Origin of the sequence: Rhizobium sp. SG741 (assembly GCF_012275435.1) — a bacterium.
Classification (GTDB): Bacteria; Pseudomonadota; Alphaproteobacteria; order Rhizobiales; family Rhizobiaceae; genus Rhizobium; species Rhizobium lusitanum.
Genome location: NZ_JAAZQP010000009.1, coordinates 34,406 through 60,152, shown reverse-complemented (window position 1 = coordinate 60,152; position 25,747 = coordinate 34,406). Strand labels below are relative to the sequence as shown.

Below are 25,747 nucleotides of genomic sequence, written 5' to 3'. Positions count from 1 at the left end.
ATTTCCATTTTTGATGTGCTCTCGTTAGGCAGCCTTTCCCACGGAACGCTGGATCTCATAACCGTCGTTCGCAGATGGCATAGCCCAGGTCGAGCGAGCCATCTTGTTGGCGCGGCCAATCGCCGTTTGCGCGCCAACATGCGTGCCAGCCATGAGGTCTGAGTTTTCGATTGCAGCGTTGAGCGGTCCTTGACCTTGATCAAAGCGTTTTGCCTTTCGACGCCGTAAGTTCCTGTGTGTTTAATGGAGAAAACGTGTCATGCAGAAACAGGTTCTACAGTCAGCGTTCGACCTTCCGATGGCGTCGTTCCTAGCATCGGGCGATAGTAAACAATTTGTCGATTCCGCATTGAAGATGCCGACAACTGTCATCAAAGCAATGCTTCGCTATCAGGTTGAAGGCCTATCCTTTCTTCAGCATCGTTTCCGGTGCGATATCAAGCTGCTGGATGACATTGTAGCTGCGGAAAAGACTAATGAAACCGCGGATGTCATCGGCGATTATTGGCGCAATGCGGCTTCGGACTATGCGAAGGAAGTCAACAAAACCGTCGCCATTAATGCACGATTTGCATCCGACGCCATCGGCGTTATCAGAGAAGAAGCCGAAAATCCCCTTGGAGCTGCGGCTGCGAAAACGGCCGTGCTTTAGCGGGAGCCTCAGGAGCGGCATCCGGCTTCTGTGACGACCCGTGCCGTATTCCTGAAGATTGGCAAGCCGCGGCGTCAGTTCGCGAAAGATCCTGGGGGCCGGGCTGAGAAGCAAGACTGTCGGCATAGACGAGCACCGAGCCCGTCGCGCCACCCGCTGGTGGATGATGCGGCCAGGAGCTACACGCCATTTTGCGATGAGCCCAGAAACCACGTGATACAGCGATGATCCGGCCCATGACCGATTTCCTCCCACATAACCGTTACGAACACTTCATCGCCAGGGCCAGAGCGGCGCCTGCGCTGCGGACGGCCGTCGTACATCCCTGTAGCCCGGAGGCGATCCTGGCGGCGGTGGAGGCGCGCGACGAGGGCCTGATCTCCCCGCTGCTGATAGGACCAGAGGCGAAGATTCGCGCCGCGGCGACCACCGCCGGCATATCGCTCGACGGTATAGAGATCGAGGCGACGGAACACAGCCATGCCGCTGCCGCGCGAGGTGTCGAACTTGCAGCGCAGGGTAAGATCGATGCGCTGATGAAAGGTAGTTTACACAGCAATGAGCTCCTGGGAGCTGTTGTCGCCACTTCATCCGGGCTCAGAACCGAGCGGCGTGTCAGCCATGTCTATGTACTTGACGTACCCTCCTATCATAAGCCGCTCGTCATCACCGACGCTGCGATCAACATCGCGCCGACCCTTACCGACAAGCGCGATATCACCCAAAACGCGATTGATTTTCTGCATCGTCTCGGCGTCGAGGAGCCGCTTGTGGCGGTGCTGGCCGCAGTGGAAACAGTGGAAGCTTGCATGCCGGCGACGCTTGATGCGGCCGCTCTTACCGTCATGGCCAGGCGTGGACAGATTACGGGCGCAAAGGTCGACGGTCCTCTTGCTTTCGACAACGCCATCAGCCTGGACTCGGCCCGCATCAAGGAGATCGTCTCGCCCGTTGCCGGTCGAGCGGATATCCTTGTCGTGCCCAACCTCGAAACGGGCAACATGCTAGCCAAGCAATTGATCTACCTGGCAGGAGCGGATGCAGCCGGCCTCGTGCTGGGCGCCCGCGTACCGATCATCCTGACCAGCCGCGCCGATTCCTTGAAGGTTCGGCTCGCCTCGGCCGCACTTGCCAAGCTCATCGGCCTCGAACGGCCCAAAGGCTTGGTTTGAACCTATTCATTCTAACGAGCCGACCACTGCGAACGCGTTCCGCGAGCCTGAATATTTCCTGGCTCCTTGCGGTCGGACATTCCGCCATGTGAGCCTATTGCTGGCTAGCAGATCGCATTCGGCGAACCGGCTGTGAAAAGCGGCCAGGGCCTCGGGCTTAGTTGTCGTTCAAGTTAGTGAAATAAGTATCACGTGCTCCCGTTCAGTAAACGTCACGACCGGCACCGGCACGGGTCGTGACCCAATAGACGGCAGCCCATCGGCGACGCGAATTTCAAGCTATCAACACGGAATGTGGCGACAAAGTCGCCGGCCTATCCGTCGGATTGAACGGCACCGGTGCAGGCGCATTCGGCAAAAGAGCTCCTTCTCGTTTTCGGAGATGGCCGTTTGTTTGCGGTCATCTTCAGATGCCTTCAGCTATGCCGACGAAATTTGCACTTCCGATCGCAACTTGGCGCAGAATTTCATCCGCCAACTCGTCAGGCCGATGCGCCGCATCGAGCTTTGTCCAGTCGATCGCGCTTTTGCCCTTCGAAAGCTGATCTGCCAGCACTTCCACCGTTGCATCCGAAGATCCGCCTGTGCGTGCTTCGACACGCTGCCAAAGTAAGGCTGGATCCGCCTCCAGCCAGAAGCCGGAGAACGGGCACTTTTTCTCATCAGCGGCTCGCTCAATCAGCTCACGGTTACCGGCCTTGTCAAACACCGCATCGGCCACCACGGTACCGTCCCGCGCAAGAATGAGCCGCGTACGCCATGATATCTCCTGATAGACTCTGACGGAGACCTCGGGACGGTAGGCACTTTGAGGCAAGCGCGTTTCCGGAGGAACGCCATGCATGGACTTGCGGATGCGATCGCTCTCGATGATGCGCGCTCCCGGCGGCAGTCCAATGCGCGGTGCCAACGTCTCGGCAAGCGTAGACTTGCCTGACCCACTGAGACCTCCAAGAGCAATGAGATTCGCTTGAGGCGGCTGCAGCAGGGAGTGAGCAAGCGCGAAATACGATCGCGCCTGGGATACGAGCACCGGCGCCAGGGCGCCGGCCTCCTCCGCCTGCGTGGCAATGACATGGGCACGCACGGCGGCTCGCATCGCCATGAAAAACGGCAGCGCGGCAAAACCGTCATCTTCACCAGTTTCGTCCAGGTATCGATTCATGACGAGATTGGCAAAATCGGCATGTCCACGATGCCAGAGATCCATCAGCAGGAACGCCAAATCATATAGGATATCGATTGTCGCAATCTCATCGTTGAATTCAATACAATCGAAAAGACAAGGGTGGCCATTGAGCAGAAAGATATTGCGCAGGTGCAGATCACCGTGGCAGCGTCTGATCTTTCCAGCCAATTCTCGTTTATCCAGCAACGCAGCAAGAGTAGTGAGCCGGCGGCGGAAGAGCGCTGTCAGTTCCGCGACGTCCTTTTGTGGGAAGGCGCGGCTTGTCGCGAAGCCCGCCTCGTTGATCTTAAGGACTGCCTCCACGTTTGCCGCTCCGCCGCGGTCGTGAATGACCGGCGCCTGATGATGGAACTGCACGATAGCACCAGCAAGTGCTGTCATTATTGCAGAGGTCAAACCACCCGACTGGGCAACCTGATCAAGCAGCTGCGACTGGTCAAAGCGTCGCATCTCGACCACCGCGTCGATGACCTGTCCCTCTCCGTCGAGAGCTAGGCTTCCGTCGGATGCCCGCGTGATTCTCAGAACGCCAAGATAGATTCCTGGGGCCGTCGGGCCATTCAGTTCTACCTCCCTCAAGCACGCGGCCTGCCTCTTTTCTACGGTGGAGAAGTCCACGTAAGGCAAAAGGACCGCCCGTTTCATCTTGTAGGCGCGATCGCCTGACAGGAATATGCAGGAAATGTGCGTCTCCATCTTCTGCATCGGGCTGCCTTCCCGAGACAAGACACGCTCCAAAAAGGATGTGACCTCGGACTGGTCTTCGACAATCATTTACCAGCCTCATTTGCTATTTCGCTACGGGCCAATGTGACCTCATTTGGCTCTTTGCATCATTGATGTGCGTCAATGATGCAAAGACACGGGTAGCGCTAAAGGAGATGCTGCAGTCATGGCGCGCAAGGGCACGGTCAATGGATCTCACTTCACGACAACAACTTGTCGAAGCCCTGATACCGGTCATTCGAAGGGCTGGCGCGTTGGTACGCTCTCTTCAAAAAACTGGCGTCGCACCGAACTTCAAGCCGGATGGTTCCCCCGTTACACGCGCCGACCTTGCCAGTCATGAGATTCTGTGTGCCGGCTGCAAAGCCTTGGCAGCAGCGATTCCAATTATCAGCGAGGAGGACGAGAACTCCGCAACGCAAGCGTTGAAACCTCTTTCCTTTGTCATCGATCCTCTCGACGGAACGAAGGAATTTGTCCGCGGGCGGGATGAGTTTACCATTAATATCGCATTGGTCGAGAATGGCCACGCCACCGCCGGTTTGATCTATGCGCCCGCACGCGAGAGGCTGTTCTTTTCCTATGGCAATGGATACGTGTTCGAAGAGGCTCCCGATGGGCAGTGCCGCGACCTTTTCAACCGCATCGTCACCCCACGACGACCAATCGTGCTCGTAAGCCGTACGCACCTTGACCGTCAGACAGAGGGCCTGCTTAGCACGTTGCAAGCCTGCACGATCCGCAAACTCGGCTCCTCTCTTAAGTTCGCCTTGATCGCGGCAGCGGAGGCTGACGCCTACGTCAGGCTCTCACCAACGATGCTATGGGATTGCGCTGCCGGGCTGGCGCTTGTCGAAGCCGCCGGAGGCACGGTGCTGCGGACCGACGGATCGCCACTACTCGACGAGAAGCGGCGCACGCTCAGGATTGACGGCTTCATTGCGGCTCGAACACCGCAGCTCGCGCAACGCATCAACACCGCACAAAAGCTATCCCTTTAATAATGGACCCGGGAAACGTCCCTTGAGCTAGGTCAATGTCAAGGATTGCGCCGCCCCTTAGTCTTCCCTCGTTCGAGATATCAACAGAGGAGATCATCTCATGGACGACATCACACTTCGTCAACTCATTCTCGATGAACTGGAATTCGAACCGAGCATTGACGCAGCCAATATCGGCGTCGCCGCGGACAATGGCGTTATTACCCTCACGGGTCATGTCTCCACCTATGCCGAAAGGGAAGCCGCCGAGCGGGCAACACGCCGCATCAAGGGGGTGAAGGCCATCGCACAGGACATCGAAGTGCGGCCGGCGGGCACGCACAAGACTGCAGATGACGAAATTGCAAAACGCGCAGTCAATACGCTTGGCTGGCACGTCACCGTTCCGAAGGATGCGGTTCAGGTCAAGGTCCAGAACGGTTGGGTTACCCTGAACGGTCGAGTTGAGTGGCAATATCAAAAGACGGCGGCCGCCGACGCCATCCGCGATCTCTCCGGTGTCGTTGGCGTTTCCAACATGATCGAAGTGACTCCACGGGTCAGCTCGGCTGATGTCAAGAAGCGCATCGAAGACGCGTTCCGACGCGACGCCGAGATTGAGGCGAAGGGTATCAATATCAACGTCGCCGACGGCATGGTCACGCTGCAAGGCAAGGTCAAGACATGGTCGGAGCGACAGGCCGCGGAACATGCCGCGTGGTCGGCTCCTGGCGTCCACAACGTCGAGGACCGCCTCTTGGTCGGTTACTAGGCCGATCGCCGGGCAGCTTATCCATCAGCTGCCCGGCGACTGCCGCGATGCTATGATAAACACCCGGAGAACCGCGATGAAGAAGATCGATGAGGATCGGCCTGCCTGGCCGATGACAATAGCGCCTGAAAAAGTCTGCTACTTTATCCTCAAAGCTCGCCAGTTCGACGCCAAGGAAGCCCCGAGCGACGAGGATTCCTCCTCCAATCCCACGGACGACCGTATGATCGACATACTGGAAGACAGCAGCGACGATCCAGTTCAAGAGGAACTTCGTAGCGCCATATGGGCGCTCAGCGTCGACGAGCAAATCGATCTCGTGACTCTTGTTTGGCTCGGTCGCGGTGATGGCACCGTGTCCGAGTGGTCGAGCATACGCCGTGCAGCAGCGGACGCGCATAACAACCGTACGGCTGCATATCTTCTGGGCACTCCATTACTCGGTGACTATCTCGAGGAAGCCCTGTCGATGTTTGGCGAATCCTGTCAGGCCGTGGAAAACGAGCATCTCTAACGATCGCGCGGAATAGTCAAATCGCAACTATGCCGCGGGCTCGCGACAACTCTTCATCGCTGGAGCCGGCTCGCTTGCCACGTACTATGAGGGGTCACGCTCGATTGCATTTCAGGCAATGGGAGCCTACGGCCATCCGCGGCTCAGACAACGCCTGTTCGGCGGCATGACGCAATCGGTGCATGCACGGCATAGCTTTTGCCCACCATGGCTTCGGCAATGCCTCCGGAGGGTCGTCCGCACATGCATGACGCGATCCCGCAGCGATCGACATGGCAGAGGGTGGCAACAACGCCGACCCTTATTTTAGCATCCACTGGAATCGGATCCGTGCAACGCAGCCGCCCTCTCGGGATTCCGAACAGGATCACAAAATGACCCACCTCGACTTTGACCCAGCGCAATGACGTCACACGCCGGAATGCCGAGATTTGGTTCGAGGTGCGAGCCTCGATCGATTGTCTTCAAGGAGGAAATCATGAGTGATCTGAAGATACGTCGGGACATCCTCGACGAACTGGAATTTGATCCAAGCATTGACGCAGCCACGATCGGCGTCTCTGTGGAGAATGGCGTCGTGACACTATCTGGCCATGTAAAGAGCTACGCCGAAAAAACGGCGGCGGAAGCTGTTGCCCGGCGCGTGAAGGGTGTCCGGGCGATTGCTGAGGAGATCGACGTGCGTTGGCCCGAGCAGAAAAGGCATGCCGATGATGAAATCGCGGCGCGTGCACTCGATATCATTTCCTGGGATACTGCGCTGCCCGACGGCGCCATTGATGTCAAGGTCCAGCACGGATGGGTAACACTCTCCGGCGAAGTGCGCTGGCACTTCCAGCGCATGGCGGCTGAAAATGCCGTCAAAAAGCTCGGCGGCGTTGTAGGTGTGACGAATGCTCTAACCATCCGGCAACTTGTGGGCACGTCCGACATCAAGGATCGGATAGAGCGAGCTCTTCAGCGGAATGCCGAGATCGAGGCGGATAGGATAAGAGTTCGCGTATCCGACACCAAGGTCGTCCTCGAAAGCGACGTACATGCCTGGAATGAGCGGCAGGCGGCCGAGCAGGCCGCGTGGTCGGTTCCGGGCGTCGCCATCGTTGAAAATCACCTTCATGTCGGTTGACGCCAAAGGGAGGGGCGAGCCCCTCCCTTCCTGTGCCGCCGGCCCCCTTGATAACCTACAGCTGAGCCGCGACGGACACGGGATTGAGGCCAGATGGGTTAGCCTGCCTTGATCGCAATTTTCCGGTCATTCTTCTGCGCGTTGGCTGTCTTCGGCAGAACGACCTTCAAAACACCATTTGCGAAGGAGGCATCGATCTTCTCGGCATCGACGCCGTCGGGAAGCTGGAGGCTGCGCTGGAACGAACCATAGCGCCGTTCGGAGAGGTAGTATTCCTTCTCCTTTTCCTCCTTGCTTTCATGCTTTTCGCCTTTGACCGTCAGGATGCCGTCCGCGAGCGTCAGTTCCACGTCCTTCGCATTGATACCTGGAAGCTCTGCCGTGAGCTCATAGGCCTTATCGGACTCGACGAAGTCGATGGCCGGCATGCCACGCACGAAAGCATTCGGGAAACGTGCGAGTGTGCGATCGAAAAAGCCAGGGGTGAAGTCGTTGAAGACGCGATCAATTTCCGATCGCAGGCTCTCGAATGGCGCCCATCGCTCCATAGCGGGTGCCGCCTTCTTCTCCGTGCTCACAGGGAGCTTCCTTGCCATATCGGCCATATCATTTCTCCTCTTCGTTGCGAGGACCATTGGAGGACGACCTTGCCCCGGCCCTTTTCCAAATCGTCTTCGTAAGACGCGATATCATCAAAGACAGTGTTGCGACGTTGTTCATTGATCAGCATCAAAATGGCGCGCTGTCGCGCGTCCCGAGGCGATCGCGGTCGTCATCTTGCCGATCATGAAATCGATCGGCGCCCCCTTTGTTTTTGGTTAGGTGATCGGGGTCGTGGACCGATGCCTATCTTCAACTTGAAGGCTTGAACCTCTCCGCAGGCAAGCTCATACGTCAACGATTGCCGGCAAAAAATGAAGAAGTTCCGAGCGGTGTCAACCTTCACAAATTTTTCAACTATTCAAAGTATTGCCGCGGCGACATACATTAATTTGGTGCTTAATGATCAACCACTTGGATATGCCGACGGTCCTCTTCTTACAGAAGACATCTTATATCGCCGGAGCGTTGACCTTAGGGTATCTGCGGCTTACCTCGGCCGAAAGTCGCGGCGTAGGACTATTAGCAGCAAGCTTCATTATCCTAGCGACAGGTTCAACACTTGCAGGATATGCCGAAGTTCATCCCGCGCTTTATGGGCCTCTCAGCCTCATCAACATTGTTCTTGCCGTGCTGGGCTACTGCATGCTGGGATTGGCATTTATCGTGATCAGCAACCCCGATCGAAAGATAAACACCACACATATACTCATCCCCGCCGCACTAACGCTGGCAACGGGACTGATTACAGCGTTCCATCTGAACAACACGTATCGGGCGACGACCTTCACTTTTCTCGGTTGCTTGACGATGGCCGCCACGGCGGTTGTCGTGTTTCTCGATGCACATCGCGAGCCGCTTCCAATTCGGAAACTGATTGCAGCAATACTTGCAGCAGCCAGTCTTCTCTCATTGGTCATGGGTCTGGAGTTCTCGTTCAATGCCTTTCCTCTGCTCGATGTGGCGAGCGGCTTTTTTCTGATGATCCTTTCCAAGTTCGTGCTTGCGATTGCAATCGTGATTTTCATCAGCGAGCGCCAGCATATCAAGATTAAACACCTGGCCGACCACGACGCTCTCACGGGTCTTTATAACCGTCGCTTTTTCAACGCGAACACGCCCAGTCAGCCCGGCCATGGCGACGCCATTCTCTATCTAGATATCGATCACTTCAAACAGTTGAACGATCGCTGGGGGCATGCCGCAGGCGACGAAGTTCTCGCGACGATGGCTCGGGCGATGAAATCGATCTTGCCACAGTCGGCATTGCTTGCACGTCAGGGGGGAGAGGAGTTCATAGTTTTTCTCCCTGCAAAAGCCGGAGACGCGTTACTCCATGCCGAGCGGATTCGCCAAGCCGTCGCTGAGCTTCGCTATCCCACACTTGGGGCCGAGATGACTGTGACGACGAGCATTGGTATCGCAAGAGCTGTGCAGGAACATGCGGAGCTCTCGGATCTTTGCCGGGAAGCCGACCGGGCCTTGTATTTGGCCAAAGCCGCAGGCCGAAACCGTGTTTGTGACGCCGAACTCAACTCCGTTCCGGAGCATTGTCGGCGCTTAGGATGATGCAGAACCACGACCAGCCGCGGCCGCTTACTAAGCGGCCGAAATGACGGCCTTTGAATATGGCAAGCGCTCCCCGACATATAGAAGGTTTGATGCCAGACATGGCTTGCAATTCTGCTTACGGCAGAACCCCCCTTCTTCACGGAACTGTTCTACCCCGGGACTGGAAGACCACAACTATTGAACAGTTCATTCAGGTCGTGGATTCCTGTATCCGCTGGTATAACGAAAAGCGGATAAAAATATCCCTCGGCTCTCTCAACCCCATCGCATGCCGAAAGAGGTTCGGACGAACGATATAAAACCAGTCCAAGTTTTTATCCGGATCCCCGAGGGGTCAAATCAAGCCGGAATTCAACAGCCAGACGGCACGCGCTACGATCTCGACCGAAAACAGATGGTTCTTGTAAATCAGGGCTGCCTCGCTCATGTTGCCAACTATCGCAGCAACATTGATGAGAAATCAATGTGACAGCAACGTCAGCCGATCTCTACGACTACGCGACCACGGATGCGACCCGCAACGATATCTTCTGCTATTTTCGGCAACGCGGACATCGGCTCAATCCGCGTTAATGCCTGCAGGTGTAAAGGGTTTAGGTGCTGGCCAAGGATCTGCCAGGCACGTAGACGTTTCGCAACGGGCGCCATAACGGAATCGATGCCGAGCAGTGCCACATTGCGCAAGATATGCGGCAAGACCGTCGCCGGCAGATCTGCGCCGCCGGCAAGACCGCAAGCAGCCACCGCCCCTCCGTAGACCGTCTGGGACAGCACATTAGCAAGCGTCGTCGAGCCGACGGAATCGACTGCTCCCGCCCAGCGCTCTTTTTGCAGCGGGCCGCCCTTCTCGCTAAGCGCCGCGCGCTCGACGAATCCGGACGCTCCCAGCGAGGCGAGATAATCATGGGTTTCGGGCCGGCCGGTCGAAGCCGTAACCTTGTAGCCCTTGCTGGCAAGCAGGCTCACAGCCACCGAGCCGACGCCACCCGCCGCTCCGGTGACCAGCACTTCCCGATCGTCGACGCCGATCGTTCCCCAATCCTCCAGGGCATTGACGCAAAGGGCGGCGGTATAGCCAGCCGTTCCGATTGCCATCGCCTGCTCCAGGGAGAACTCCTGCGGCAGCGCAATCAACCATTCCGCCTTGACCCGCTGGTATCGGGAATAGCCGCCCCATTCGGTCTCGGAAAGACCCCAGCCGTTCAGCACAACCTTGTCGCCCGCAACCCATTTATCCGAGCGCGACTCGACGACAACGCCGGCAAGATCGATACCGCCAACCATCGGCGTGCGGCGCGCAATCCTTCCCTTGCCGGAAAGGGCGAGACCGTCCTTGTAGTTGACGGTGGAAAACGCAACTTCGACCAGAACGTCATGGTCGGGCAGATCGGCCAAGGTCAGTTGTCGGAAGCCGGCCTGCTGTTTGCCATCAACCGTATCGATCACCATTGCCGTAAAAGAATCTGACATGGAATTCCCTTGAACTTCAATGCTTCTGAGGATGTGAGCCGACTGGGTTCAGGACTGCGCCTGCTCGCTCGCCCGGCGGCCGCGCGCATCGAGCGCGGCGCTATAGCTGTCCCGCACATAGGCGAGGAGATTTGTGAGCGCCGCCGTTGCTTCACCGACATCGCGATTGCTGAGCGCCTCATGGATCCTCTGGTGGAAGGCAACGACCTGGCGGCGCTCGCGCACCCTGAAGACAATCATGTTCGTGATCGGAATGAAGGATTCGATCACGATGTACATCATCAGCTTCAAGGGGCCATTGCCGGTCGAGTCGACCAGGGCGCGATGGAACCGGACATCGGAAGCGCAGAAATCTTCGTCGCTGATATCCTGATCCCGCTGCAAGGCGATCTCAGTGGCCATAGCCTGCAATCCCTCTTCGCTGCGGTTTTCGCAGGCAAGCCGGCAGCAGATGGTTTCCGTCTCAAGCCTTGCGGCAATGATCTCATCGATATCGAAAGCACCGATACCGACGAGAAGTGTCGCGGCACCGGTAATCGCCTTCGACAGCCCCTCGGGATCGGGTCGCATCACGAAATTGCCGCCCAAGGGGCCGCGGCGCGAATGAATGAGGTTCTGCGCCGCCAGACGCTTCAACGCCTCGCGCACCGTCGGGCGCGAAATTCCAAAACTCCGGGCAAGATCCTCCTCCGTCGGCAAGCGCTCGTCGATCTTCAGGCGCCCGTCCAGGATCGCGGACTTGATATTCTCGGCGACCTGCTTGGCGATACCAGATCTTACCACTTCGTCATATCTAAGATTCATAGAGCTCCATCCTTCGCTCGAAAACATTGATGCCATGCCTTCGTCGAAAAGGCTATAGGTATTTAAATATAGGTTTGACAAATATCAGATAGGCGATAACCTGCCCTCGATCCAGATAACCAGGGGAACAGAATGGGCGGATCGATCGACCGGGCGCTCGTCGCACGTCCCTTATCTGCGACGTCTTTGCGGCTCTCAGAATTGTTGACCCGCCTCCACGACAGGCTGGACAAGAACGCTGTTGTCACGGGTCCGGATGTCGGTGACGCCTATTGCGCGGACGCAACGGACGAGCGCGGCGTGCGGCCGGCCGTTCTGTTTCGCCCAAGGGATACCGCATCGGTGTCGGCCATTCTTTCCGTATGCGACGCCCTCGGCCAGCCTATCGTCGTGCAAGGCGGACGGACCGGCCTTGCGGGCGCCGCGCGGCCCATGGCCGGCGAGGTAGCGCTGTCGCTGGAACGAATGAATGCAATCGAACCTGTCAACGAGGATGCCGGCACTGTGATCGCCCACGCCGGCGCGACCCTGCAGGCCGTTCAGGAGGTCGCAGATATCAATGGCTTCATGTTCGGCGTGGATATCGGCGCTCGGGGCACCTCCACAATTGGCGGCAACATCGCCACCAATGCCGGCGGCATTCGCGTCCTGCGCTATGGCATGTATCGCGCCCAGGTTCTCGGCCTGGAGGCCGTGATGGCAGACGGCTCCGTGCTGACCAGCCTCAAAGGCCTTTCGAAGAACAATTCGGGTTTCGATCTCAACCAGATATTCATCGGCAGCGAGGGCACACTTGGCGTCGTAACCCGTGCCTGCATGCGTCTTCATCCCAAGCCGCAGTCACTGGCAAACGCATTTTGCGCCCTCCCCTCGCTCGGTGCGGCAATCACGCTTCTGCGGCGTCTGCGCCAGAGGCTCGGACCGTCCCTCTCCGCTTTCGAAGTCATCTTCCCGGCTGTTTATGCCGGCGTTCTCAAGCGTACCGCCGCGCCGCCGCCTGTGCCGGCGGGTGCCGGAATGTATGCGCTCATCGAGATGCAGGGACAGGACGAAGCAGGCGACGAGGATCGCTTTGCCGCTGCGCTGATGGAATGCTACGAGGAAGGCATTGTCAGCGATGTCGCGGTTTCCCGCTCGCTGCGCGACTACCATGCCATCTGGAATTTGCGCGATGCCGCGAGCGAATTCATTTTCAGCATGGACCATGTCGCAGGCTTCGACGTCAGCCTGCCCATTTCCGCAATGCAGCGGTTCTTGGACAGGGCCACAGCCAAAATCGCGCATGTCGATCCCGCCGCTTCCATCTACATTTTCGGTCATCTCGGTGACGGCAATCTGCATTTCCTCGTTCGTACGCACCACTATGACCGCGTCGCGGACGCGACCTTTTCCTGTGTCGCCAGCGAAGGCGGATCGATATCGGCCGAACACGGTATTGGCCTTGAAAAGAAGAAGTGGCTGCCGCTGGTTCGCAGCCCGGCCGAGATGGCTGCCATGCGCCGTCTCAAATCCGCGTTCGATCCCAATAACATCCTCAATCCCGGCCGCGTTTTCGACATGGAACCAACGGCACCGGGGGAGCGCGCATAAATGTCCACTCTGCCCGTCGCCGCACACTCCAAAGATCGGCCCACGGCCTCCGCCGTGAAGACGCCCAGCCTCGATGATCGCTACGTGCTCGATCGGGGTAACATCCTCGTTTCCGGCACGCAGGCGCTCGTACGCCTGCCGATGATCCAGCGTCAGCGTGACCTTACGCGCGGATTGAACACCGCCGGCTATGTCTCCGGATATCGCGGCTCGCCGCTTGCCAGCTTCGACCGCGAAATGGCGCGCGCGAAGAAGTATCTCGACGACCATCACATCCGCTTCCAGCCCGGCCTCAATGAAGACATGGCCGCCACCGCCGTCTGGGGCACGCAGCAGACGGCGATGTTTCCGGGCGCCCGGTATGATGGCGTCTTCGCCATGTGGTACGGCAAGGGACCTGGCGTCGATCGCAGCATGGATGTGATCCGTCACGCCAACGCCGTCGGCACCAATCCGAATGGCGGCGTTCTGCTGCTCGTCGGAGACGATCACGGTGCCGTTTCGTCGACCCTACCGCACCAGAGCGAACATAATCTGATCTCCGCGATGGTGCCGCTCCTGTCGCCGGCCGGCGTGGGGGAATATATCGACTACGGATTGTTTGGCTGGGCGCTCAGTCGCTATTCCGGCGCCTGGGTCGGCTTCAAATGCCAGACTGAAATCGTCGAATGCACAGCGACGGTCGAACTCGATCCCGATCGGCCCGCCATCATCTATCCCGATGGTCACAGAGACCTCTCATTGCGATGGCCGGATGGCCCGCATGCGATGGAACGGCGGCTGGAAAACAAGATGGAGGCGATACACGTCTTCGCCCGTCAAAACAGCATCGACAGAGCGATCTGGGGTAGCACTGCCGGCAAAGCGAGGCTCGGTATCGTTTCGACCGGGAAATCATGGCTCGACCTCATGGGCGCGCTGGCAAGCCTTGGCATCGACGAGCGTCGGGCCGGCGAACTCGGCATCCGGCTTTACAAGATCGGCATGGTCTGGCCGATCGAACCAGAGGGTCTGCAACGGTTCGCCTCCGATGTCGAAACCTTGTTGGTGGTCGAGGAAAAGCGCGCGGTCATCGAAGACCAGATCAAGGCTCAGCTTTTCAACCTCGCGTCAGATCGGCGCCCAAGGGTCTACGGCAAATTCGGCCTGGATGGTCGACCGCTCTTGTCCGCGGCCGGCGAGATCAATGCGGTCGCGGTCGCAAGAGCGATCGTCTATCTTATCGGTGAGGCTCACACCGATCTGCTGGCCAGATCGCGCGATATCGAGGCGCTCCTCGCGGCAAGTGCCACGGAAACGCCGGCGCTGAAACGCGACCCTTATTTCTGCTCAGGCTGTCCGCACAGCATTTCCACCCGCCTGCCCGAGGGAAGCCGGGCATCCACCGGCATCGGCTGTCATATGATGGTAATCGGGCTGGAAGAGCGCAACACCTCGACCTTTACCCAGATGGGCGGTGAAGGCGGGTCGTGGATTGGCCTTTCCCAATTCACCGACGAGAAGCATATCTTCGTCAACATGGGCGATGGCACCTATTTCCATTCCGGGCTGCTTGCGATCCGCGCCGCGATTGCTGCCAAGGTCAACGCCACCTACAAGATCCTCTATAACGATGCCGTCGCCATGACGGGCGGTCAGAAACATGACGGAGAAGTTTCCGTTCCCGGCATTGTCGGGCAGATGCTCGCCGAAGGAGCGGCTCGGGTCGCTGTCGTCGCCGAGCGGCCCGATGTCTGGCAAGGCAATCTGCCGCGCGGCGTTACGGTCAACCACCGCGACGAACTGGATGCGGTGCAGCGTGAACTGCGCGAGGTGCCGGGCGTTACCGTGCTCGTCTACGATCAGGTTTGTGCTGCCGAAAAGAGGCGCCGGCGCAAGCGGGGCGCTTTCGCCATCTCCGACAAACGCGCCTTCATCAACGAGCTCGTCTGCGAGGGTTGCGGCGACTGTTCTGCTGTTTCCAACTGCATCTCCATCGAGCCGCAGGAAACGGAGTTCGGGCGCAAGCGGCGGATCAACCAGTCGAGCTGCAACACCGATCTCTCCTGCATAAAAGGCTTCTGTCCAAGCTTCGTCACCATCGAGGGCGGGACCATCCGCAAGCCGGACGCCAAGGCAGGCAAGCCAAGCTTCGACGACCTCCCTCTTCCGGCCATCCGAAAGATCACCGACCGGCCCTACAACATGCTGCTCGCCGGCATCGGCGGGACGGGCGTCATTACCGTCAGCGCCATACTGTCGATGGCCGCGCACATTGACGGCCTTGCGGTCCAGACTCTCGACCAAACCGGCCTTGCCCAGAAAAATGGGGCCGTCATCTCGCACCTGCGGGTCGCAAGGGCGCGAGAGCAGATCACATCCGTACGGATCGGAGCGGGGGAAAGCGATCTGGTCCTCGGCTTCGATATCGTCGTGTCAGCGGCCCAGAACGCCCTGTCCACATTCGCTGCCGGCCGTACCAAGGCCGTTCTCGACGATCATTTCGCGCCGACCGCCTCGTTTGTGCAGAATACCGCAATCGATTTTCGCCAGGAAGCGACGGTGAAGGCATTGCGCAGAGCGGCTGGGGACAATGCCATCAGCCTTATCGCCGCGACGAAACTGGGGGCGGCCCTGATGGGCGATGCGATCGCGGCCAACATGTTCCTGCTCGGCCACGCCTGGCAGCGTGGACTGGTTCCAATCAGTCTTGAGGCAATCGATGCGGCGATCGAACTCAATGGCACAGGCATTGCGATGAATCGCGCAGCCTTTGGCTGGGGCCGTCGCTCGGTGGTGGATCCGGAGGCTGTCAAACAGGCCGCCGCAATCGATCCGGACGAGGCGCCGGCCAGGCAGACGCTGGACGAGATTGTCGCCAAGCGCATCGAGTTCCTGACGCACTATCAAAGCGCCACCTATGCCGACAAATACCGCAAGCTGGTGACGACCGCCCGCACTGCCGAGGCCCAACTGAAGCTCGGAGAGGATTTTTCCGAGGCCGTGGCGCGCAATGCCTTCAAGCTGATGGCCTATAAGGACGAATATGAAGTGGCCCGGCTGCACAACGACCGGAGCTTCAAGGACAAGATCGCGGCGCAGTTCGAAGGTGATTTCGAGATCAAGCATCATCTGGCGCCGCCGTTCTTTTCCCGAAGGATCGACAAGCGCACGGGCAACCCGGCAAAGATTGCCATCAGCCACAAGCTCACTTTGCCGGCGTTTTCCGTGCTGGAGAAAATGCGCTTCCTTCGCGGCACGCCGCTTGATCCGTTCGGCTACACGCATGAGCGTCGCATGGAGCGAAAACTGGCGGCCGATTATGCGGCGTTGATCAACGACCTCGCAGCAAATCTATCACCGGAAAACCAGCAGCGCGCCATCGCGCTTGCCCAGCTCCCCGATCAGATCAGGGGGTTTGGCCCTGTCAAATCAGCATCGATAGAGCGTTTCGAAAAGAATAAGGCGGCCCTGTTGATGCAGGCATCGAGCACGCCATCGCAACCGGCTGACACCAGCGTAAAAAGGAAAAGCATATGAGCATAGCCGAGAGCTTCGAGACCATTCTCTACGACAAGGATGAACAGGACAAGTTCGCGACGATCACCATCAATCGGCCGGACAAGCTCAATGCGATGAACAAGACGACCGTGCGCGAGATCGACCGCGCCGTTGCGCTGGCCGTCGCCGACAAGGACGTCAACGCACTGGTGATCACCGGTGCCGGCCGCGCGTTTTCTTCCGGTTATGACCTGCAAGGCGCAGACTATGATGTCAGCATCGAGGACTGGCATGCCGACATGTCGGAAAATGCCCAGGCGCTTCTGAATATCTGGAAGGCGCCGATCCCCGTCATCGCCTCGGTGAACGGCTATGCGCTTGCCGGCGCGCTCGAACTCGTCATGTCGTGCGATCTGACGATCGCTGCCGATAACGCCAAGTTCGGCGAGCCGGAAGTCCGTCACAATTCCGGTCCGCCTGCCCTCTTCATGCCATGGCTGCTGGCCACCCGCGACGTGCGCTGGCTGATGTACACGGGCGATCTGGTGGACGCGGAAGAAGCGCTGCGGATGCACCTGATCAACAAGATCGTGCCTGCCGATCAGCTCAAGCAAAAGACCGAGAACCTGGCGCGCAAGCTGGCACGCATGCCAGTTCCGGCCATCAAGTTCGCCAAGTCCTCCATCAACAACCAGCAGATCGCCGCCGGCCTGATGACATCCTTCGATTACAACGTGCATGCCATCGCCGCCCTCCATGTCAGCAAGGACGGGCAGGAATGGATGCGCAATCTTCAGAAGATGTCGCTGAAGGAATATCTCGAATTTCGCGACGCACCCTTCAAGGGGCTCGACTGACATCATCTTCCTCGCTGGTTTGGCGATGCACAGCCACAACAACATGGCTGTATTTAACTCCGGAAAGGATCAGACAATGCAGATGGCCCCGTCCTCAACGCAGGATATGGACAGCATTCCGGTCATAGATATCTCGCCTTTCATCCATCGGACCGCCGGCAGCGATGCCGTGGTCAAGGCGATCGAGGCGGCCTGCCGCGAAACCGGCTTCTTCCTGATCACCGGACATGGTGTGTCCACGGAGGCAACCGCGCAGCTTTACAATCTTGCCCGCGATTTCTTCGACGAACCGCAGGAGTGGAAAAAGCAACAAGGCCGGGGAACCTCGATAAAGGGGGGCGTCGCCTTCTCCCCCATCGCGGATGAGGCACTGAGCGCCACGCTTGGGATCAAGACGCCGGGTGACTACAAGGAAAGCCTGAATTTCGGGCCACGCCTTCCGGGTGACGTCTGGCCCACGGTTCCACAAGGATTACAGGCCGCATTCAGCGCCTATTTTGCCGAGATGGAGGCGCTCGCTAGACATCTGCGGCGCGCATTCTGCCAGGCGATCGGGCTTGCGCCGGATTATTTCGAGCCAGCCTTTACCGACCACCTTTCGGCACTCCGCGTCATCAACTATCCGGAACAACAGGAAAGCCCGCTGCCCGGCCAGTTGCGCGCGGGCGTCCATACCGATTACGGCTTCATGACCATTCTGCGCTCGGAGGCATCGCCGGGAGGACTTCAGGTCCGCAGGCGCGATGGCGAATGGCTGGATGCGCCGAACGTCGAAGGCGCCTATGTCGTGAATATCGCCGATGCCTTCATGCGCTGGACCAATGACGAATGGCTCTCGACGCCGCATCGGGTTGCCAATCCACCCGGCGACTTCAAGGGAACGACACGGCGTCAGTCCATTCCCTTCTTTGTCAATCCGTCGAAAGAGACGCTCATCGAATGCCTGCCGCCCTTTGCGGCAAAGGCGCCGGCAAAGTACACGCCGATTACCTACGGAGACTATATCGCGCTGAAGACAAGCCAGGCCTTCAGCAAATCCTGAGCGCAAGAAGCGAAACATCGCCTAGCGCGCAGCAGCGACCGAAACATAGCCATGACAAGGGGAACCGAAATGATGAACATGAACAGGCGGCAGCTTCTTGCCGGAATGGGCAGCCTTGCCGCAGCAAGCATGATCAGCCTTCCTGCGCGCGCAAAGCAAGACACTCGTGGTGCCGACGCTCGGGGGTGCCTGGGAACAATTCTGGCGCTCGACGCTGGCACCCGCATTCACGGCAAAGAGCGGTGCCGCAGTGACACTCGATGCCGGCAACGGCCGTGTCTGGAGCGCCAACCTGCGGGCGGCGGGCGCTCAAAACCCGCCCTATTCTATCCTGATGACCAACGAGGCCTTCGCCTCCAGCCTGCGCAAGGAAGGCTTCTTCGAGAAGCTCGATCTGACGAAACTGTCGAACTACAACGATCTCTACCCTCTTGCGAAGAAGACGGATGGCTGGGGTGCCGTGGCCATGGTCTCGCCGATCGGCATCGCCTACCGAACCGATATGGTCAAAACCCCGCCGAAGGGATGGAAGGATCTCTGGGAAAACCCGGAGTTCAAGGGTCGCATTGGCCTCTACAATTTCGCCAATACTGCCGGCAAGATGGAGCTGATGCTGGCATCGAAAATCTTCGGCAAGGATCAATACGACATCGACGCCGGCTTCAAGGCGCTGGAAAAGCTCGGCCCCGTCATACAGGCGGATTTCAATCTGTCGACGGGCCTTGCAGCCGGCGAATTCGTCGTTGCGCCCTTCGACTTCGGCGAGGTGGCGCGCTTGCGATCCCAGGGGCTGCCGATCGATGTCGTCGTTCCCGAAGAGGGCATGCTGATGTTCGACCAGACGCTGAATATCCTTGCCCATGCCCCGGAAAAGGAACTCGCCTACCAATATGCCGACTTCCTGCTTTCTCCGGAGGGGCAGATACCGCTCATGAAGCAGTTCTTCGTCTCCCCCACCAATTCCAAGGTGGTGGTCCCGGCCGACCTGCAAAAGGACGTGCCGATCTCGGGCGAGGCCATGGACAAGATCCTGACATGGGACTGGAACTTCATGAACCAAAAGCAGGCCGAGTTCTCGGAGACCTGGGCAAAGGTCATGCGCTAGGCGCGCCCTGACGATCCCCTCGCTATGTGCCGGCCCGCCTCTAGGCGGTCCGGCCCCTCTCCCGACATGGTGGCATGGACGCGGTCGCCGCCGACAGAATTTGGAAGATCGATCATGACAGAGGTGAGCATCGAAGCGCTGACCAAGCACTATGGGGCATCTCTTGCGGTCAACGGCATCTCCGTGAAAATCGCAAAGGGTGAGTTTATCTCCCTTCTTGGCCCTTCCGGCTGCGGCAAGACAACTACGCTGAAAATGATAGCCGGCTTCGAGGACGCCACATCGGGCGCGATCCGTTTCGATGGGCAGGACGTCGTGCATGTGCCTGCCGAAAAACGCGACATTGGCATGGTCTTCCAGAACTACGCCCTGTTTCCGCATATGACCGTCGCGCAGAACCTGGCGTTCGGACTGGAGATGCGCCGCAGACCGAAGCGCGAGATCGCTGAGCGCACGGCGCGTGTTCTCGACATGGTACAGCTCTCCGGATATGCCGACCGCTATCCGCGCCAGCTTTCCGGCGGACAGCAACAACGCGTTGCCCTTGCTCGAGCGCTGGTGATCGAGCCCCGAATTCTCCTTCTCGACGAGCCGCTAGCCAACCTCGACGCAAAGCTGCGCGAGGAGATGCGCATCTTTATCCGCGATCTTCAGAAGCGTGTTGGCATCACCACTGTTTACGTGACCCACGATCAGGCCGAGGCGATGACCATGTCGGATCGTGTCGTGGTCATGTTTGGCGGACAGATCGCCCAGTATGGCGCACCAGCCGATATCTACGATCGGCCGGCCAGCCTCGAAGTCGCGCAATTCGTGGGGCAGGTCAACATCCTGTCCGGTCGGCTGCTCTCCACCGACGCCAACAATATTTCGGTCATCGATACAGCATTCGGTACGGTCAGGATCTTCAATGCTCCGAGGTCGCCCGATGAGGCCGTGACACTGGTGCTGCGGCCCGAGGCCGTCGAGCTGTTTCCCGAAAGTGCGGGGCAGGCAGGCGTACCGGCTACCGTCACTGCGAGCTACTATTCAGGCAGCCTGATCGACTATCTGCTGACGCTCGACAGTGGTGACACCATCAATGTCCAGACCTTCCCTCGCAGCCGTTTCTCTCCGGGCGACCGTGTCACCGTCAAGGTCGATGGCGATCGCTTCTGGGCGCTCGGAGCTGCCGCATGAGCCTTCGAGCGAAATCTCTGAAGCCCTTTGCCCTGATCGCCCCAGCTGTTCTGCTGCTCGGTGTCTTCCTGGTATTGCCGTACATCAACATCGTGGTCATGAGCCTGCGCAATCCGGGGAGCGGGACGCCCTATGCGCCCGGCTTCACCCTCTCAAACTATCTCAGGCTCTTTGCCGACAGCTTTTATCTGGAGCAGACCGCAAACACGTTGGTGATCGGCTTCATCACCACCTTTGTCTGCTTTGTCCTCGGCTTCCCCGTCGCCTGGCAGCTTGCGAAGACCCAAATGCGTTTTCGCGGCCTGGCCTATGGCCTCGTGCTCTCACCGCTTCTCGTCGGCATCGTCATCCGCAGTTATGGCTGGACGATCCTACTCGGCAATAACGGCATGATAAACCGCACGCTGATCGGCTTCGGCCTGATCGATCGCCCGCTTGCCCTGATGTATAACTCCCTTGGGATCGTGATCGCGCTGGTGCACGTCTTCCTGCCCTTTATGATCCTGCCGCTCATGAGCGCGCTGCAGGGGATAGACCCTTCAATCGAAGCGGCCGCCCGGTCGCTTGGTGCCGGACGCATCACCGCCTTTCGAAGAATTGTTCTGCCGCTGGCGATGCCCGGCATACAGGCCGGCTGCATACTGGTCTTTGTCCTGTCGCTCAGCGCCTACGTCACTCCTTCCTTGATCGGCGGCCTGCGCGTAAAGACGATGGCGGTCAGCGTGGTCGACGCCCTTATCGATACGTTTCAATGGCCCTTCGGCTCGGCCATGGCACTGATGCTGTCTCTAACCGGGGCGATGGTGGTGATGCTGTTTGCCAGGCTCACCCGCATGAAATGGAAGGCGAATTGATGGCAAGGCACCTCCTCACCGGCTATTGCCTGCTGATCTATGCCTTTCTGCTGCTGCCGATCCTCGTGGTCGTCGGCGCCTCTTTCAATGCTGGTGCCTTCCTGACGTTCCCGCCACAGGGACTTTCATTTCGTTGGTATGTGGTGTTCTTTCACAACGAGGTCTTCCTCAACGCCATCAAGACATCGCTCTGGGTGGCCGCGGTCTCGACAGTGATCTCCTCGATCATCGGCACAATGGCGGCGATCTTCTATGTCCAGCACGCCGGACGCTGGAAGGAAAGCATCCGCCTCGCCATGCTCCTGCCGCTGCTGCTGCCGGAAGTGCTGACGGCCATCTCGCTGTTGTTCTTCGTCTATTCGATCGGCATGGGCACACGGACGATCGCAGCGATGATCATCGGCCATTGCCTCATTACCCTTCCCTTCGTCTTCATCAACGTTTCGGCGGCTATGGAGTCCTACGAACCGTCCTGGAGCCTGGCGGCCAAGAGCCTTGGCGCGGGACCACTGACGCGGTTTCGCCGCATCATGCTGCCGCTGATCAAGCCAGGCGTGATTGGCGGATGCCTGTTCGCCTTCATCATATCCTTCGACACGTTCACGATATCCTTCATGCTGAAGAATGTCGGCACCGCCACGCTTCCAATCCAGCTCTACGATTATCTACGCACAAACTTCACACCGGAGGCAGCAGCAGTTTCAACGGTATCCATCGTGCTGACCTTGTTCATCGTCGTCCTGTCGGAGAAAGTACTGGGACTGCGCATCCACCGATTCTAGGGTATTTTGCTGCTTTTTCACCCTCCGCTTGGCGACGAACGAATTCGCCGCTGACTCAGCGAGGGTCGTGGCAACCCGAAGGCCGGCGCGGTCGCGTTTTCCGTGGTCGATGATTGGTCTCATCTGACACTTTCAGCCTACGGGATGACGACCATCGTTGACCGGTCATCAACGACCAGCGCAGATCATTCTCCGCTATCGACGAGCTTCCGAGAGGACGGGGACGTAAAGCGGACTGAGGGTTGCTGCAAACGTTGCCGTCAGGTGGTCGGCATCCTTATAGAGCGGCAGACCGTTTCGCACCGCATCGCAACGACCATTGCTACAGAGAGAGGGAAGAGGGTCGATGAGCGCAGCTCCATATCGTGCCGCCAGACGTGTCAGGATCGCGTGCGAAAGCGCCTGCCGCTTCTCGATATAGTCCAACGGCGGCGCGACGTCCGTCGATGTGCCTCGCATTATCGCCTTGGTGACGGCCTCAGGCATGTACCGCCCCATCTCCGGAACATCCGAGACCAGCACGACCCTCGTTCCCTGCTTGGTCAGCTCCGCCACTAGGCGATCCAGCGTTTCGACGACGGATGCTGATCGGTCGTCCAACGGAGGCGGCACCGACGGGTCGAAGTAAGGTCCCTCGTTCGGCAACTCGGCATCGTGGACATATTTGGGCCAGTAGGCCACCAGGAAAACCAGGGGAATATGTTGTGCCGCAATCAGATCGTGCACTGCTCCATTGAAGTCGCCGCAGAGCCTGGTATCGCCCCGAGGTGTGAGCTGAACACCCGGCAAAGGAGGGCACGACGAATGTCCTGCAAAGAGGCCGGTGATGCCAACCAGTTTCGCAGCCGCATCGATGGCCGGCGCCATCGCGCCGGAATGGGAATCGCCCCAGACGACAAATGATGGTTTGGCAGAGCCTTCGAAACCGAGCGGACAGAGCTTGCCTGCATAAATATCTGCCACAGAGGGCCCGGATTTATCGGAGTCGGCAAAACACGGCGGTAGGCTGAATCGGCTTTGATCGTACGTGGAAGCGTACACCGTCCGGGCATCCGCGGGCAGCCGATCCGGCACACCGCGATGATGAGCAACATAGTCTCCGAATCCGACTGAAGCGATCAGGACCCCCGCGGCGCTTGCGAACATGGGTATGCGCTTCACAAAGCTGGCGCGTCCACGGAACGGCTGCTCCACGAAACGCCAAGAGATGGTGGCGAGAACGAGCGATGCGATAACGATCAAACTGCCCTGCAGCAGGGAAAGCTGGCGTCCCGCGACCTCCCGGCTGAATACGATGATCGGCCAGTGCCAGAGATAAAGGGAGTAGGAGATCAGCCCCACAAAAACCAATGGTCGGGATTGCAGGAATCTGCCCGCAGGCCCCGTCTCGTCTCGGCCATGGATAATCAAGGCCGCGCCGAGGCAAGGCAGCAGCGCCGCCGGGCCGGGAAACAGCGTCTGGTCGCTGAAGCCGAATATGGCAATGGCTACCAGGAGGATGCCACCCAGGCCCAGCCCTGCCCGCAGCGCCGACTGCTGCGGCACCGGTATTGCATTGAGGGCCAGCAGCGCCCCAAGGAGGAGCTCCCAGGCGCGAAACTGAAGGAGATAGAATGCCTCGGCCTGCGACCGAAATAGCATCCAAGTGCAAGCGACCAACGATACGGCCAGCAAGCCTGTCACGATGAGCCTAGCACGCCGTCGCGCAAATCGGTTGATCAGCAGCAACAGCAAGGGAAACAGGATGTAGAACTGCTCTTCGACAGCAAGAGACCAGGTGTGCAGCAGCGGCTTCATCTGCGCGCCGATGTCGAAATATCCGCTTTCCTTTTCGAACTGGATATTCGAGGTGAACAGGGCGGCCGCCTTCAAACTGCGGGCGAAGTAGACAAATTCGGCTGGCATCAGCAGAAACCAAGCCGCGATCGAGGAAGTGGCCAGGACAGTAAACAATGCCGGGAAAATCCGGCGGATACGGCGCTCATAGAATCGAACGAGACTGAACTCGCCCTTTGCGATCTCGCTGGAAATCAGCGATGCCATCAGGAAACCAGAGATGACGAAAAATACGTCGACGCCGACGAAACCGCCGCCGAAGCCGGGTACGCCCGCGTGGTACAGAACCACCGGAATAATAGCCAGAGCCCGGAGACCATCGACATCCCGGCGATAGTCAAGACCGCTTGACCCATGTCCGTGCGTTGGTGCTAGAGGCAACGAGCGCCGAAGAACAAGATTCAATTTCAACTCTCCAAATGCACCGCGATGCGCACACAGCCGCAACGTGTCTCTTTTAGGCAAATAGTCCCATTGGCTGACGTAAAACTGAAGATTTGAGCTTCGCGGCCTCAAGCTCGGCATTCTGATCGACCTCGACGTTCAACTGGGTTTAGCCAGGAAAGCAAGATTGCCTCCCTATGGCGCCGACAGGGGCAGGATACGTTCTGGCGCGGACCTTGAACCCTGGCGTCATCGGAGGCCCAAAGTCTAGCTATGGGTGCCGGTCTTTCATTCTGGACCTTAGCCCTGTTGTGTATCACACTCTTTTGGTGCGCGAGGGAGCCCGGAAGGCGATAAAAGTTGTTGGCTTGGTGCTTCATTGAAATCCGTAATCACAAGCGACAGCGGATATGCCACTGTTATCCTGGTTGTGGGGCAAAAGGGGGGCGGGCATATAACTTCGCTTGGCGGGACCCGTTGCCCTCTAGGCCAGGATCTCTACCCTTCAATATTCTTTGTATAGGTTGCTATTAGCACCCATTTGGAAATAGCTTCTCGCGCGTCTGGAGATTGCGATGAACCTTAACCAAGTCACTGTGACTATGCCCGATCTGGATGAAGGATGGCGTTTCTACTGCGCACTCGGTCTTGTTCCCATCGTGGATACGAGACCCAACTATGTTCGATTTATTTGCCCTGACGGCGACAGCACTTTTTCGCTACATAAGGGCGAAGCGGCTGGCAATGGCACCACGATCTATTTCGAATGCGATGACGTTGATACTCAGTACGAAAACCTCGTTGCCGCGGGCATAACCTTTTCGTCGCCGCCCCAAGATCAAAGCTGGTTGTGGCGCGAAGCAGAGTTGTTTGACCCTGGCGGAAACCGCATACTTCTGTATTTTGCAGGACAAAATCGGATCAATCCGCCATGGCGAATTCGCCCCTCCAACCCGTAGCATCTGGACGGGTTGGCCCCAAAAGAATCATCTCATTGGATAAACCGACGGCGGGCTTGGCATATGCTAGATGTCCGGCACTCGCCCATGGTTGACAGCTCT

The 25,747-nt window shown here is 58.5% G+C and carries 21 protein-coding genes and 1 pseudogene; 17 read left to right on the top strand and 5 right to left on the bottom strand.

The genetic code is table 11. From position 1 onward, the window contains the following. The first annotated feature begins 259 nt into the window (after nt 1-259). The gene (locus tag FHT29_RS22060) at nt 260-652 is read left to right on the top strand and encodes a hypothetical protein (protein ID WP_037200574.1); all 393 of its coding nucleotides are present in this window, start codon (nt 260-262) and stop codon (nt 650-652) included. A 224-nt stretch (nt 653-876) separates the two neighbouring features. Then, entirely contained in the window at nt 877-1,824 is a 948-nt protein-coding gene (locus tag FHT29_RS22055; protein ID WP_052212311.1) for a bifunctional enoyl-CoA hydratase/phosphate acetyltransferase, read from the top strand. 406 nt (nt 1,825-2,230) lie between these two features. On the opposite strand, the gene FHT29_RS22050 is transcribed toward FHT29_RS22055, so the two are convergent. Further along, nucleotides 2,231-3,787 (bottom strand): bifunctional aminoglycoside phosphotransferase/ATP-binding protein, encoded by a 1,557-nt coding sequence (locus FHT29_RS22050; RefSeq protein ID WP_047557542.1) that lies wholly within the window; start codon nt 3,785-3,787, stop codon nt 2,231-2,233. Between the two features lie 140 nt (nt 3,788-3,927). On the opposite strand from FHT29_RS22050, the gene FHT29_RS22045 reads away from it, so the two are divergent. From FHT29_RS22045 to FHT29_RS22030, 4 genes are all read left to right on the top strand, one after another. Continuing rightward, nucleotides 3,928-4,740: a 3'(2'),5'-bisphosphate nucleotidase CysQ gene (locus FHT29_RS22045; RefSeq protein ID WP_047557545.1), complete on the top strand. Its 813-nt coding sequence runs from the start codon at nt 3,928-3,930 to the stop codon at nt 4,738-4,740. A gap of 100 nt (nt 4,741-4,840) precedes the next feature. Continuing rightward, complete coding sequence (locus FHT29_RS22040) at nt 4,841-5,491, top strand: BON domain-containing protein (RefSeq protein ID WP_047557548.1); 651 nt, start codon at nt 4,841-4,843, stop codon at nt 5,489-5,491. A gap of 76 nt (nt 5,492-5,567) precedes the next feature. Further along, nucleotides 5,568-6,005: a DUF3775 domain-containing protein gene (locus FHT29_RS22035; protein WP_037200580.1), complete on the top strand. Its 438-nt coding sequence runs from the start codon at nt 5,568-5,570 to the stop codon at nt 6,003-6,005. A 478-nt stretch (nt 6,006-6,483) separates the two neighbouring features. Further along, entirely contained in the window at nt 6,484-7,131 is a 648-nt protein-coding gene (locus FHT29_RS22030) for a BON domain-containing protein (protein WP_168600131.1), read from the top strand. Nucleotides 7,132-7,229: 98 nt separating this feature from the next. Here the strand turns inward: FHT29_RS22030 and FHT29_RS22025 are convergent, their stop codons facing one another. After that, nucleotides 7,230-7,736 (bottom strand): Hsp20/alpha crystallin family protein, encoded by a 507-nt coding sequence (locus FHT29_RS22025; protein WP_168600130.1) that lies wholly within the window; start codon nt 7,734-7,736, stop codon nt 7,230-7,232. A gap of 415 nt (nt 7,737-8,151) precedes the next feature. Here FHT29_RS22025 and FHT29_RS22020 point away from each other — a divergent pair, with 415 nt between their 5' ends. Next, entirely contained in the window at nt 8,152-9,300 is a 1,149-nt protein-coding gene (locus FHT29_RS22020) for a GGDEF domain-containing protein (RefSeq protein ID WP_244655217.1), read from the top strand. 155 nt (nt 9,301-9,455) lie between these two features. After that, nucleotides 9,456-9,602, top strand: a pseudogene (locus FHT29_RS35075) (IS3 family transposase); the annotation flags it as partial. A 178-nt stretch (nt 9,603-9,780) separates the two neighbouring features. Here FHT29_RS35075 and FHT29_RS22015 read toward each other — a convergent pair. Continuing rightward, nucleotides 9,781-10,773, bottom strand: coding sequence for an MDR family oxidoreductase (locus tag FHT29_RS22015; RefSeq protein WP_047560487.1), 993 nt, complete (start codon nt 10,771-10,773; stop codon nt 9,781-9,783). Between the two features lie 48 nt (nt 10,774-10,821). Continuing rightward, a complete protein-coding gene (locus tag FHT29_RS22010) occupies nt 10,822-11,577 on the bottom strand; it encodes a FadR/GntR family transcriptional regulator (protein WP_113102530.1) in 756 nt (251 codons plus the stop codon). A 132-nt stretch (nt 11,578-11,709) separates the two neighbouring features. Here FHT29_RS22010 and FHT29_RS22005 point away from each other — a divergent pair, with 132 nt between their 5' ends. From FHT29_RS22005 to FHT29_RS21970, 8 genes are all read left to right on the top strand, one after another. Beyond that, a complete protein-coding gene (locus tag FHT29_RS22005; RefSeq protein ID WP_047560480.1) occupies nt 11,710-13,167 on the top strand; it encodes an FAD-binding oxidoreductase in 1,458 nt (485 codons plus the stop codon). Next, a complete protein-coding gene (locus tag FHT29_RS22000) occupies nt 13,168-16,686 on the top strand; it encodes an indolepyruvate ferredoxin oxidoreductase family protein (protein WP_047560477.1) in 3,519 nt (1,172 codons plus the stop codon). It abuts the gene before it with no gap. Further along, the gene (locus FHT29_RS21995) at nt 16,683-17,504 is read left to right on the top strand and encodes an enoyl-CoA hydratase/isomerase family protein (protein WP_047560473.1); all 822 of its coding nucleotides are present in this window, start codon (nt 16,683-16,685) and stop codon (nt 17,502-17,504) included. Before FHT29_RS22000 ends, FHT29_RS21995 begins: the two co-directional genes overlap by 4 nt. Nucleotides 17,505-17,580: 76 nt before the next feature. Continuing rightward, a complete protein-coding gene (locus tag FHT29_RS21990; protein WP_047560544.1) occupies nt 17,581-18,546 on the top strand; it encodes a 2-oxoglutarate and iron-dependent oxygenase domain-containing protein in 966 nt (321 codons plus the stop codon). A gap of 169 nt (nt 18,547-18,715) precedes the next feature. Next, nucleotides 18,716-19,651 (top strand): ABC transporter substrate-binding protein, encoded by a 936-nt coding sequence (locus tag FHT29_RS21985; RefSeq protein ID WP_348644875.1) that lies wholly within the window; start codon nt 18,716-18,718, stop codon nt 19,649-19,651. A gap of 114 nt (nt 19,652-19,765) precedes the next feature. Beyond that, a complete protein-coding gene (locus FHT29_RS21980) occupies nt 19,766-20,830 on the top strand; it encodes an ABC transporter ATP-binding protein (protein ID WP_047560470.1) in 1,065 nt (354 codons plus the stop codon). Then, nucleotides 20,827-21,684: an ABC transporter permease gene (locus FHT29_RS21975; protein WP_047560467.1), complete on the top strand. Its 858-nt coding sequence runs from the start codon at nt 20,827-20,829 to the stop codon at nt 21,682-21,684. Before FHT29_RS21980 ends, FHT29_RS21975 begins: the two co-directional genes overlap by 4 nt. Further along, a complete protein-coding gene (locus FHT29_RS21970) occupies nt 21,684-22,466 on the top strand; it encodes an ABC transporter permease (RefSeq protein WP_037201338.1) in 783 nt (260 codons plus the stop codon). Before FHT29_RS21975 ends, FHT29_RS21970 begins: the two co-directional genes overlap by 1 nt. Nucleotides 22,467-22,661: 195 nt before the next feature. Here the strand turns inward: FHT29_RS21970 and FHT29_RS21965 are convergent, their stop codons facing one another. After that, entirely contained in the window at nt 22,662-24,827 is a 2,166-nt protein-coding gene (locus FHT29_RS21965; RefSeq protein WP_168600129.1) for an acyltransferase family protein, read from the bottom strand. Nucleotides 24,828-25,261: 434 nt separating this feature from the next. On the opposite strand from FHT29_RS21965, the gene FHT29_RS21960 reads away from it, so the two are divergent. After that, a complete protein-coding gene (locus FHT29_RS21960; RefSeq protein WP_047560464.1) occupies nt 25,262-25,645 on the top strand; it encodes a VOC family protein in 384 nt (127 codons plus the stop codon). The last annotated feature ends 102 nt before the right edge of the window (nt 25,646-25,747 follow it).